10 protein-coding genes are annotated in these 12,302 nt (G+C 30.3%); all 10 read right to left on the bottom strand.

Annotated features, from left to right (window positions below):
- Positions 1-652 precede the first annotated feature (652 nt).
- Positions 653-2,440 (bottom strand): recombinase family protein, encoded by a 1,788-nt coding sequence (locus HMPREF0078_RS03120; protein ID WP_004838641.1) that lies wholly within the window; start codon positions 2,438-2,440, stop codon positions 653-655.
- 55 nt (positions 2,441-2,495) lie between these two features.
- A complete protein-coding gene (locus tag HMPREF0078_RS09180) occupies positions 2,496-2,633 on the bottom strand; it encodes a hypothetical protein (RefSeq protein ID WP_004838640.1) in 138 nt (45 codons plus the stop codon).
- 309 nt (positions 2,634-2,942) lie between these two features.
- Positions 2,943-4,679 carry an ABC transporter ATP-binding protein gene (locus HMPREF0078_RS03115; RefSeq protein WP_039920456.1) on the bottom strand — a complete coding sequence of 579 codons (1,737 nt, stop codon included), beginning with the start codon at positions 4,677-4,679 and terminating at the stop codon, positions 2,943-2,945.
- Positions 4,672-6,393, bottom strand: coding sequence for an ABC transporter ATP-binding protein (locus HMPREF0078_RS03110; RefSeq protein ID WP_004838638.1), 1,722 nt, complete (start codon positions 6,391-6,393; stop codon positions 4,672-4,674). The genes HMPREF0078_RS03115 and HMPREF0078_RS03110 overlap by 8 nt, the downstream gene beginning before the upstream one ends.
- A 100-nt stretch (positions 6,394-6,493) precedes the next feature.
- Positions 6,494-8,128 carry an ABC transporter substrate-binding protein gene (locus HMPREF0078_RS03105; protein WP_004838637.1) on the bottom strand — a complete coding sequence of 545 codons (1,635 nt, stop codon included), beginning with the start codon at positions 8,126-8,128 and terminating at the stop codon, positions 6,494-6,496.
- 2 nt (positions 8,129-8,130) lie between these two features.
- Positions 8,131-8,835: an ATP-binding cassette domain-containing protein gene (locus HMPREF0078_RS03100; RefSeq protein WP_050756660.1), complete on the bottom strand. Its 705-nt coding sequence runs from the start codon at positions 8,833-8,835 to the stop codon at positions 8,131-8,133.
- Positions 8,823-9,605: an ATP-binding cassette domain-containing protein gene (locus tag HMPREF0078_RS03095; RefSeq protein WP_004838635.1), complete on the bottom strand. Its 783-nt coding sequence runs from the start codon at positions 9,603-9,605 to the stop codon at positions 8,823-8,825. Before HMPREF0078_RS03095 ends, HMPREF0078_RS03100 begins: the two co-directional genes overlap by 13 nt.
- Positions 9,602-10,387 (bottom strand): ABC transporter permease, encoded by a 786-nt coding sequence (locus tag HMPREF0078_RS03090; RefSeq protein ID WP_004838634.1) that lies wholly within the window; start codon positions 10,385-10,387, stop codon positions 9,602-9,604. The genes HMPREF0078_RS03095 and HMPREF0078_RS03090 overlap by 4 nt, the downstream gene beginning before the upstream one ends.
- Entirely contained in the window at positions 10,387-11,319 is a 933-nt protein-coding gene (locus HMPREF0078_RS03085; RefSeq protein ID WP_004838633.1) for an ABC transporter permease, read from the bottom strand. The genes HMPREF0078_RS03090 and HMPREF0078_RS03085 overlap by 1 nt, the downstream gene beginning before the upstream one ends.
- Before the next feature lie 20 nt (positions 11,320-11,339).
- Positions 11,340-11,933 carry a TetR/AcrR family transcriptional regulator gene (locus tag HMPREF0078_RS03080; protein WP_039920453.1) on the bottom strand — a complete coding sequence of 198 codons (594 nt, stop codon included), beginning with the start codon at positions 11,931-11,933 and terminating at the stop codon, positions 11,340-11,342.
- Positions 11,934-12,302 lie beyond the last annotated feature (369 nt).

Genomic DNA, 12,302 nt, shown 5'->3' with positions numbered 1-12,302 from the left:
AACACCTCCTTTTTTTCCCCACTTACATTATTTCTTATTGCGGCAATAGATCTTTTTATTTGTAAAATTAAGCTTGACATAGACCACTAATTCCATAAAACATATATCGGTATTTATATCTTAAAGATATTCTTGGATATTATTTAGACAATTCATCCCTTATTAACAAATTATTAGAATTTCCATTCAGCACTCTATATCTTTGTCATTCTGAATCTATGAGAATAAGTATACAAAATTATCTCATATATTTTCCAATATAAAATTATTTTTAGCAATCTACTAGAAAATAGTTGTAGGTATATATACATCTAATAATTTTCTATATGTAAACCTTCTTATATAGTCCTCATTCTTGTATTATATTAAAGTTTGCATAGCAAGATATGTCTTAGTGAGATTGATCTAGCCATTATCTTAAATTTAGTTTTGATAAATTAGCTTTGGTGATACTAAAAATTAAATATCCTGGGTAAGTTAGAATATCTCATCTATTCTGTCCACTCTCCCTAAAAACATCTATACTGTCTACATGCCTCTATAATTCTTGATAATGATATGTTCCCACAAGGTATTTTACAAAAAGAAAAATGGCTTTTAGAATTTCTTTTAAAATCCTAAAAGCCATTGATTTCAACACTTTTATAGCCTGTCATCTTATTTTCTTGACATCAATACTACAGTCTCCACATTCATTGTCTTTTGCTTGGGAACATAATTTTTTATCCTCGTCATTCTTGTGGGAGCACAATTTATCACTGTCATTGTCTTTGGCATTTTTTCTTTTATCTTTGAAATTATTAGAATTTTGACTATCTTCAATTCCTGTTTTGAAATATAATGTCAGGTCATATGGATGAACCGTTCCGTCTTTATCAATTCTTCCCACCACAACTTTATCAACTATGCTTTCAAATACTGTTCTGTTAAATTCCTCTATAATTTCTCTATTTTCTAAGACCTTTTTAAATTGCTTTAGTCTTTCTTTAATAGAATTTTCATCTTTTATTGTTAGTTCCAGTGTTTTCTTTTCATCAAGTAATTCTTCTTTTTGTTTTGTCAGTTTTTTATACTTTTTAGCATAAACTTCTTCGTCTATACTATCTTCTAAATGAAGATCAACTAACTTTCTTTCTTGACTAATGATTCTGTTTAATTGGTTTTCTAACTTTTTCAAATCTTTGACTAAAGTATTATCATTTATTTCTTCTTCTACAATTTTTAAAAAGTCATCTATTACTGTTGAATCTGCATGGCATAATTGCCTATAGCTTTCAACAAAAGCTTTTTCTATTGCCGCTTCTTGTATTCCTTTTGAATGAGGGCAATATTTTTTACCTTTTTTTGTTGACCTTACACATTGCCAGTTAATTTTTTTGTAAATTGAACTTGTGTGCCATGTTCTTCTTGAAAGTATTTCACCACAAAATCCACATTCCAGCATACTTGAAAAAGCGTATTGTCTTGATAGTTTTTCTCTTTTTCTATCCTTGTTAGCAATAGTGTTTCTGTTTTGTGCTCTCCTGAGTCTAATCTCTTGTGCCTTTTCAAAGTCTTCTCTTGATATAATTGGCTCGTGATGATTTTCAATGTGATATTTATCAGATTCACCAAAATTAGCTAGTCTTCTTTTTGTTATGGGATCAACTGTGAAGGTCTTTCCCATTAGTATATCTCCAATATACTTTTCATTTTTAATTATTCCTAACACTGTAGTATCAGACCATTTTGCTTTACCTCTAGGGGTGAGATATCCTTGTTCTTCTAGTTCCCTGCCAATGACTGAGCCACCATTGCCCTCTAAATATCTTTTAAAGATGTATCTGACAATTGTGGCTTCTTCTTCATTTATAGAGATACTTTTTGTTATAGGGTCATAGTCGTATCCAAGACAACCTTGAAAACCAATAAGCTCCCCCTTTTCCATTTTCATTTTTAGTCCTTTTTTCACATGGGCTGAGGTATTTTCTACTTCTTGTTGAGCTACTGAACTTAATATTGTTAATAATAGCTCTCCATCCATTGTCAAAGTATCTATATTTTCTTCTTCAAATACTACACCAACATTGTTTTCCTTTAATAGTCTTACATACTTTAAGGTATCTAATGTATTTCTAGCAAATCTTGATATAGATTTAGTAATTATCATGTCTATATCTCCATTTTGACAATCGCTTATTAGTCTCATGAAATCAGCTCTTTTAGTTGCAGTTGTTCCTGTGGTTGCTTCATCTGCGTATATACCAGCCAGAGTCCAGTTCATATTATTTTTTATTAGATTTGTGTAATAATCAACTTGCGATTTATATGATTCAAGTTGGTCTTTACTATCAGTGCTTACTCTACAATAGACTGCAACACGTTTTAATTCTAAATCTAGTGCATTTCTATTTCTTGCTCCTGTATTTGAAGCTTTTATTAATTTTACTCTAGTATTCATTTTACCTCCTTCCCATTTTGTATCTTTCTACAGTGTTATTATATCACAAAATTAACTACTTTCTATCTCTCTTCTTATAATCATTTTCTATTCTATTTTTTATTTTTGTATATTCCTTATCATTAATTAATTTAAGATCATAAAGTCTACATAACATAGCAACTCTCATGCTATAAATCTTTATTGCTTGCATTTTACCTCCTATGTAAATTATTTTTTTACCTTGATAAGTGGATTAAATTTGAAATATGCTAATCTCACATAATCAATTTCAAGAATATTCACACTTCAAAGTATTTTGATTTTTATAGAAAGATGATAAAACACCCCTCACTTTATAAAGTGAAATTTGCCCTCTTCGGTAACCTGAATTTTTATTTTTTATAGTATTTTTGAGTTTTAATGATTAATTTGAGCATAAATAAAAAATGAGGACTTATGCTATTAGGCATAAATCCTCTTTTCTAAATTTTCCTGTTCAAAAACTTTAATATTTCTTCTATTAATTATTTAATTTCCATGATTCCGCCTTAGCTTTTGCATTTATAAGGTCAGAATAAAGTCCATTATTTTTAATCAGTTCTTCGTGATTTCCACGTTCTACTATTTCTCCATCTTTTAAGACTAAGATTTGATCTGCATTTCTTATGGTTTTTAATCTGTGGGCAATCATAATTACTGTTTTGTTTTTTGTTAATGATTCTATTGCTTCTTTAAGTTTATCTTCATTTTCTGGATCTATACTTGCTGTGGCTTCATCAAAGATTATGATGTCCGCATCTTTTAGCATGGCTCTGGCTATGGAGATTCTTTGTTTTTCTCCACCAGATAGGCTTGCTCCACCTTCCCCAATAATAGTTTCATATCCTTCTGGTAAAGCTTCTATAAATTCATGACATCTTGCTTTTTTTGCAGCTTGAACTACTTCTTCATGGCTTGCGTTTTGTTTTCCAAATTTTATATTGTTTTCAATTGTATCCTCAAATAGATATACATCTTGAAATACCATGGAAATAGAATTCATTAAGTTTTCTATCTTATAGTCTTTTATATTTTTTCCACCTATTAATATTTCACCAGAATTTACATCCCAAAATCTCGCTATTAGATTACAAAATGTTGTTTTACCAGATCCAGATGGACCAACTATGGCAGTCATAGTATTTTCTTTTATCTCTGCTGATACATTTTTTAAAATTGGTCTGTCATCATAAGAAAAGCTGACATTTTTAAAGACAATATCATGATTTTTTATAGGCTCTGTAATACTTCCTTCTCTCATATCAGGCATAGAGTCGATAAAACCCACAGAATCTATGGCATTTTCGCAAGCTCTTAGGATTGCCATGTTTGATCCTGCCCCGATTAATCCTTCAAAGATAATAAAGGATGCCATAATCATAAGAATTGTTTCAGCAAGCGGAAGTTCACCAGATAAATTTAATTTTAATGATACATAGACCATAGCTACTGTTGTTATTCCCATTACAATTCTTTGGATAACTGTGTAAGGTGCTACAGATATTTCTAAATCTAAAAGTATATTTGATGTATCTTTTATAGACTTTCTCAAAGCTCTGTTATTTTCTCCACCAAGATTATAGGATTTTATAGCCTGCATACCTTGTAAACTTGCTAATACTTCTTTTGTAAGTCTTGTTTGTGTTTCTGTCATTTTGTCTGCATTAGCTGATGATTTTTTCTCCATCATTGATGTAACGATGAAAAATACTACCACACCTGCTACAGCAACCAGTCCTACCTTTACGTTAAAAATTAAAGTTCCAAGGACAAAAACTAAAGTATTTAAAATCCCACCAAGTACAAGAACCAAAAGCATAGGCACCCACATTTCTGCTTGGGAAAGTGAAGATGTAGCAATAGTAGTTAATCTTCCTAGTGAAAAGCTTGAAAAGAAACCCATAGGAACTCTTTTTATTTTTTCTCCTATTTCTATCCTCTTATGGGCTGCCATAAAATATCCAGCGTGTGTTTGTGCCATTTGTGATGATTTTTGTGTCATTATCTTTCCAACAAGGGATATAACTAATATTCCAAGACAAACAAAGATAGCCTTATAGCCTAAAGTTTTAGAAAATATATTTGCTAGCATATAGTAAATTGCTCCAAACTCAAGGGCATTAAATACTGCATGCAAAAATCCAGCGAGAATAGATTTCTTAATATATATCTGTTCTTCTTTTGAAAAATTCCATATCTTTTTAAACACATTAAGCATTTTCATCACCCCTTAAATTTGCAGCATACATTTCCTTATAAAGCTCTGATGACTTTAATAAGTCCTCATGAGTTCCATAGGAGTTTAATTTACCATCTTTAATAACAAATATCCTATCGGCATCAACAATTGTCTTTAACCTATGAGCGATTATGATTAAAGTTTTACCCTTAACTAGATTTGCCAAGGCATTTTGTATCAGAGCTTCATTTTCGGGATCTATATAAGAAGTTGCTTCATCTAAAATTACGATTGGTGCATTTTTTAGCATGGCACGAGCAATAGATATCCTTTGTCTTTCTCCGCCAGACAGATGACCTCCACCTTCTCCAACTCTTGTATCATAACCATTAGATAGATTCATAATAAAATCATGGCAGGCAGATTTTTTACATACCTCTATGATTTCTTCGTCAGAGGCATTCTTATTTCCAAGCCTAATATTTTCCTTTATAGTCATATCAAAAAGGAAATTGTCTTGGGATACAAAAGAAATAAGTGAAGACAAGTTTTCGAGCGACACATCTTTTGTTTCTACTCCGCCAATTTTAATAGATCCCTTATCTACATTCCAAAATCCAGCAATAAGTTTTGCTATTGTGGACTTGCCTGACCCAGAAGGACCAACGAGTGCTGAAACATTAGATTCTTTTATTTCCATAGAAAGATTATCTATAACCTTATTTTTTCCATCATAAGAAAAGTCTACGTCTTGAAGTTCTATATTATAGGATTCTATTTTTTCTCCCTTGTCAATATTTTCTAACTCTCTTGAATCTAAAATCTTTCCTATTTCAGAAGTTATAGTTGATATTCTTGACATATCATCCATATAGTTCATGATTTTTAAAATGCTAGAAACTGTAGCAAAGGATAAGACGATTAAGGTAATTAAATTTCCTAAATCAATACTTCCATTTGTATAAAATAAAATCCCAAAGGGTATGATTGTAATAATCCCCATAGGAGAAAGTAATCTACCTATGGCAACCCTATTCATAGATTCACCCATCCAGTTATAATAAAAGCTTGCATTGTCATAAACTGCATCAGCATATTTTTTATAAGATGATTCGCTTTGATTAAATGTCTTTATTACTTCTATCCCATTTATATACTCAACAATAGAATTATTCATGTGTTGACCAATGGCAACTGACTTTCCAAACATTTCCTTATAATGAGCATTCATAACAGACATCATAGTAGCCATTCCCACCACAAATGGAATTAGTGATAGCAAGGTCAATCGCCAATCTAATGTAAACATGTAAATAAACAATAGAATAGGTCCTACTAAGTTTGCCGTAAATTCTGGCACAAGGTGGGCAAGAGAAGTTTCCATAGAATCAACTTGCTCAACAATTATATTTTTAAATTCCCCTGAAGATCTTGAAAGAACATCTCCCAGTGGCATCTTAAAAAGTTTCTTAGAAATATCATTTCTGATTTCTCCTAATGAGTTAAAAGTTGCGGTATGGGAAATACTTGTTGATATTCCTGCTGCCACTTCTTTAATAACAAATGTTATTAAAATATTTATGCATAGTGGAGTATATAAACTCATATCATTTGCACCATTAATCAAATTTACAATGATTTTTGCCATGTATATATAAGAAAAAAGCCCAGCCACTACTCCAATTATTGCCAGTAAGATTGATATAAAATATGAGCCTTTTCTCTTTTTTACATATTGTTTTATTAGATCCATCAAATCCCCTCCTTAATAAAACTTCGTAATAATAAGATAGGTCTATCCATTCACTACTTTATAGATAGACCTGCCTTAAATTCAATTTATTAACCTATTCTCATTTAGCTTTTACACTATAAATATTGAAAAATTGTGGTGTACTTGTAAATTCATATCCACCAATTTTGTCATTTCTATACAAAATCATTTCTTTTGAATAAGAAAGAGGCAAATCCATAGCGTTTTCGTTTGAATATACTATAGCTTTTTGTATATTATCTTTAATCTCCCCTTCGTTTGTAGAAGTGGAAGCTTTCTTTATTGCATCAATATATATGTTTGAATCAGAAAGTGCTTTTAACGGCATCAAATGTGGATCCATTTCAGTGATTGATTCTTGTAAGAACTTATGAGGTTCAGTATAAGAACCCTCTGTATTCCAGGTTGTCAAATGGAATTCTCCCTTTATACCATCTGTCCACCATGACATTTGATCTTTTTCAACTAGGTCAACATCTATACCTACTTCTTTTAATTGCGTCTTTATTGCAAGTGCAGTTTCCTTAGCAAGTACTAAATCTGACCAGTAAACATATTGAAGCTTTAATGGACTTCCGTCCTTTTCTCTAATTCCTGTATCTTTATTGAGTTTCCAACCCGCTTCATCTAGCAAGCTATTTGCTTTTTCAGGAGCATAACTATAATTAGTTGGATAATTTGCATCACAATAAGCTACATCTTTAGGGAATAAAGTTTCAGCTACATCTTCGTATGAGTATGTTAAACTGTCGACAATGTCTTTTTTGTTAATTGCATAATTAATTGCTTGACGAACTTTTAAATCTTCTAATTCTTTTTTACTTGGATTTAAAATTAGATTTTTAGTCAAAGTCCTATTTTTATTTACTTCTCCAGTAACATCCTTAATTTCAGAACCTTTTTTGAAGTCATCATAATTTATTAAATCTGCTCCATAAATTAAATCTATTTCCCCCTTATTTAAGGCTTGAAGTCTTGAGGAAGCATCGGGAATATATTTGACAATAACTTCATCGTAATAAGGTTTTTCCCCATGATATTTTTCATTTCTAACAAATTTTGTATATTCTCCAGATTTAAATTCTTCATATACATAAGGACCTGTTCCTATATTTTCGTTAAATGTCTCAAAGTTTCCCTCAGTAAATGATTTTGGAGATGGCATCCCCAATACATTTTGGAAACAAAAGCCATTTATATAAAATTTAGACGGATTTTCATAGTGAATAGCAATTGTATTATCATCAATAACTTCTGTTGATTTTATCTCTGCAACAGCTCTAATGCCTGCAAAATTAGGGTTTGACTTATCAAAATCTAATATCTTTTTTACTGCATCAGCATTAAAATCTTCACCATCTGAAAACTTTACCCCATCCTTTAATTTAAAGACTAAAGTTTTGCCATCATCTTTATATTCAAAGCTTTCAGCAAGTTTTGGTACAATTTCACCATTTTCATAAGCTACTAGGGTTTCGTAAATTAAACCACAAGCCATATTATTTTCCTTATTCATTGTTAAAGTCGTAAGGTTTGTCAGTTCTTTAGCAGTACATAAGGTTAAAACCTTCTTGCTTTCATCTTTTGTGTTTTCACTTGCTACATTTGAATTTTCTTGTGCTTTTTCTTGATTCTTTTGGCAACCTCCTAGTAAAATTGAAAAACTAAATACAAGTGCCAATAAAACCATCATATTTTTTCTAAGTTTGATCATTTCTATCTCCTTTGCAATTTTCCTTCTCTCAATATTTTTCCTTTCTTTATCTCTATGATATAATCTGAAATCTGTTTTGCTTGATTTATATCATGAGTGATAAAAATATAAGAAATACTATGCTTAGATTGATAATAAAAAAGTAAGTTTAATACTTTTTCAATCGTCAGTAAGTCAAGCCCAGCTGTAACCTCATCTAGTATTAAAAAATCAGGATTAACCATAAGGGCTCTTATTAGCGACAATCTTCTTTGCTCACCTCCAGATAGTTGGTGAACGGGCACATCTAATATTTCCTTTTTTAAATGTAAATCCTCGCAAAATAATAATACCTTTTCCTTTCTTTCCTTTTTCGACAAGTTTGTTAAATTAATAAGCCCTTCTTCCAAATTTTTAAAAGTGCTTATACCAGGATTTAAAGTACCAGATGTATCCTGGAAAACAGACTGGATATTTTTTCTATATTTCCTTATTTTTTTTAATTTTAATTTTGAGATATCTACAGAATCATAGAGTATAGATCCTTCATCTATTCTTTCTAATCCTATTAATGCTTTTGCAATGGTGCTTTTACCAGATCCACTTTCACCAATTAAACTTAAGTTATCTCCCCTTTTTAGTGAAAAGGAAATTTGATCTAGAGCTTTAAATGTCCCTTTTACTGTTTCAAAAGAAAGGCTAACATTACTCATAGCTATTTCGTCCATTTCCATTCACCTCCAGAATCTAATATTTTCTGACTACAGATAACAAATTTTCTTGTCCATTCTTCTTTAGGGCTTTCAAATATATCTTCACTACTCCCCTTTTCTATAAGGCATCCATTTTCTATCACATAGATGCAATCGCTATATTTTTTAAGAATATCAGCCTCGTGTGTTATTAACAAAATTCCTTTGCCTTTGAAATTTGCTTTAATCAATTCAAAAAATAATGATGAGTTATAATTGTCTAAGGCTGATGTTGGTTCATCAGCAATTATATAATCAGTATTTAGTCCCATAGATATCGCTAAAATCACACGCTGAATCATGCCACCAGAGAGTTCAGTTGGATATGAATCTAAAACTCTTTCATATTCAAGATTGACGCTTTTGAGCTTATCTTTTGCTATACTTAATGCTTCTGATTTATTTATATTAAGATTAGCAATATATGTTTCAACCATTTGACTTTTTATCTTTTTTCTTTTGTCAAAAGAAATCATGGGAAGTTGAGGAATAAAAGCGATGTTTCTATTGTTGTTATTGATATTATCTTTTTCCAATATATCGAAATCATCTATAGTAATAGTTCCAGAACTTACTTTTAAATCCTCTGATAAAATCCCAAGTATTGTGTTTACTAATGTAGTCTTCCCAGCACCACTGGGTCCAGTGAGACCAATAATTTTTCCCATAGGGATTCTAAGAGAAATATTATTTAAAAGATTGTTTCCTTTTTTATCTTTAACTTGTAATTGATTAACCAAAATCATATCTTCACCTTACTATTCGCTTCTTTTGCAATAATATTAAAAGACATTGTAGTAATAAAAACTGCAAAAATAGGGTAAATTATGAGTTCTGGCTTAATAAATATTGAATCTCTCGCTTCTAAAATCATAGAACCCCACTCCACAACATTTTCTCCAAGTCCAATTCCTATAAATGAAAAACCAGTAATTGCTAAAATCATATCCGCACAGGACAAACAAATATAATGAACTAAATCTAATAATATATTTGGTAGTATATGAACTAGAACCAACCTAGTCTTTGAAGCACCAAGTGAAATCATACAAGTGCAATAAGCTTTATCATATTCAATATTTATTTGAGTTCTAACAAGTCTTAAAAATCTCAATATATATGAAACAACCAAAGCGATTAATGTAGTTTTTATTCCATTTCCCCAAGATGCTATAAATATGATTAAATAAGCAATTGGTGGTATAGCCGTTACAGCATTAATAATCGAATCTACTATTACATTCTTTTTCATGGTAACTTTTGACGTTAGTGTTCCTAAAAGCAAACCTAAAGTAAAAACAATAATTGATGCCGTCATAACCATAAATAATGTAGTTTTTCCCCCGTACAGTATTCTCGATAAAACGCACCTGCCCATGCTATCATTTCCCAAAAGATACTTAGAACTTGGATTTGCAAATCTAAGGGGAAGATTAACTTCTAAGGGATCATTAGGGGCAAAAAAACTTCCAAAAAATATAAATAAAATCACTAGGAAAGGAAATAATATCCTTTTGTTTATTTTCATTAATCTCCCCTTTCCTTTATCAAAAGATCGTTTATCAAATCTGATATTATATTAGCAAGTGCAATAAATAATGCTAAAAAGAAAACCAACCCATGAATCATCGTTGCATCACGATTTATTACAGAATTTACAATCAAATATCCAAATCCTGGAATAGAAAAAACTCCCTCAACTATTGCCACGTTTGCAATCATAAGTCCAATACTCTGAAAGAAATTTGGAATTAACTTTACTATCGAGTTTGGCAATATATGTTTCACGAACAAAGTAAATTCCTTTAGACCATTTGCTCTAAAAAACATAATATAATATTCACCATTCTCTTTGTCTAAAGCATCTTTAAATAGTGGATAATAAAAAGAAGCCCCAAATATCCCTAAAGTTATTGCAGGAAGTAGATAGTTTGTAATGCCAATATTACCTGCTACTGATAGCAAATCCCACTTTACTGCAAATATATCAAGTAAGATAATAGCAATATAAAAGCTAGGAATTGAAACACCAATAAGGCATAAAAGATTTATAAGCTTATTGATTATCTTGTTCTTCCATAAGAAAGTAATACATCCCAAAGACAATACTAAAATTACCTGCAATATTGCGGAAAAGAAAACAACAGATAAAGTTTTTGGCAAAGCCAACATTATATTATCCCAGACTGGTTTACCATTACTTAAAGACTGTCCTAAGTCTAGAGAAAAAAGATTTTTAATCCAGTTAAAATATTGCTTATATACAGGTTTGTCAAAACCAAATCTTATTCTTACTTCTTCAATTTGCTCAGGTGATGGACTTCCTATATGTCTTTTAGCATATGCAGTGGCTGGATCTACGGGAGATAATTTCATTAAAACAAATGATAAAATACTAACAATTAATAATGTCATTATTAGCTCATAAAATTTTTTTAAAAATGTCTTTTTTGTATTCATTTTTATACCACAATTTAAGATCAGCCTAATAATTCAGGAAATTTATTTTTCAAATATTCTTCTAACATCTTTTTGATTGTTTCTTTATTTTCAATAAAAATTTCTTTTTGATTTAAACTTTCATATCCTAAAATCAAAGTATTTACAAAGGTCACTAAAAACTCATCTTCAAAAATAGATGAGAGCTTATCGTTTGGAGGAAATGCAGACGATAAAATTTCTGTGTTTGTTTCTTTTAAATTTTTAAACATTTCACACAATCTTTTATCTTCATTTTGTAGTTTCAAAAAAATTGCATAGATGCTTTTAAATTCATTTTCATCATAAATTCTTTCCATCATCATCTCAGTAATTGCGTCTAAACTCGTTAACTTAGATGTGCCGATAGTTTTGCTTTTTTCTCCTCTATATTTGATACCTAATTTCATAAAATCATAAATCATTTCGTAGGTTGATCCATAATGATAGTAAACACCACCTTTACTTAAACTTACTTTTTCTATAACATCTTCCATAGTTGTATTTTGGAAACCCTTTTCTAAAAAACATGTCTTTGCCGCTTCCAGAATTTCTAACTTCCTTTTTTCTCCTACTTTCAATTTTTTATCATTCAAAACTTTATCTCCTGTCAATAAATAATTCCGACGCTACCGTCAGTTTTATTGTAACTCATTTGATAATTAATTTCAATACATGAAGTATTTTAAAATTTAGTAATCTTATTTAAGATATTTGCTTGAACGCCCTTTATACTTCTTTATTAATTTCTTTAAATGCGGTATAATTAATAAAACTTAATACACGCTTGACGCTTATAACTTTAATAGCAAGCACAGTAAGTGAGTACCCACTTACGAAAAATTGATGAAGCAGAACCTTTATGGACTGCTTCTTTTTTTATCAATTTTACCTTGTTAGGGAGAACCCTAAGACCCCAATAATTTATAATAAGGAGATATACTATGGATAATAGAAAAAGAAAT

The organism is Anaerococcus vaginalis ATCC 51170, from assembly GCF_000163295.1.
GTDB classification, from domain to species: domain Bacteria; phylum Bacillota; class Clostridia; order Tissierellales; family Peptoniphilaceae; genus Anaerococcus; species Anaerococcus vaginalis.
The sequence above is the reverse complement of the archived record's forward strand: the minus strand, read 5'-3'. Positions and strand labels throughout refer to the sequence as shown.

Coding starts and splice junctions, on each gene's coding strand:
- HMPREF0078_RS03120 (WP_004838641.1), bottom strand. CDS start 2,440: ATGAATACTAGAGTAAAATTAATAAAAGCTTCAAATACAGGAGCAAGA.
- HMPREF0078_RS09180 (WP_004838640.1), bottom strand. CDS start 2,633: ATGCAAGCAATAAAGATTTATAGCATGAGAGTTGCTATGTTATGTAGA.
- HMPREF0078_RS03115 (WP_039920456.1), bottom strand. CDS start 4,679: ATGCTTAATGTGTTTAAAAAGATATGGAATTTTTCAAAAGAAGAACAG.
- HMPREF0078_RS03110 (WP_004838638.1), bottom strand. CDS start 6,393: ATGGATCTAATAAAACAATATGTAAAAAAGAGAAAAGGCTCATATTTT.
- HMPREF0078_RS03105 (WP_004838637.1), bottom strand. CDS start 8,128: ATGATCAAACTTAGAAAAAATATGATGGTTTTATTGGCACTTGTATTT.
- HMPREF0078_RS03100 (WP_050756660.1), bottom strand. CDS start 8,835: ATGGACGAAATAGCTATGAGTAATGTTAGCCTTTCTTTTGAAACAGTA.
- HMPREF0078_RS03095 (WP_004838635.1), bottom strand. CDS start 9,605: ATGATTTTGGTTAATCAATTACAAGTTAAAGATAAAAAAGGAAACAAT.
- HMPREF0078_RS03090 (WP_004838634.1), bottom strand. CDS start 10,387: ATGAAAATAAACAAAAGGATATTATTTCCTTTCCTAGTGATTTTATTT.
- HMPREF0078_RS03085 (WP_004838633.1), bottom strand. CDS start 11,319: ATGAATACAAAAAAGACATTTTTAAAAAAATTTTATGAGCTAATAATG.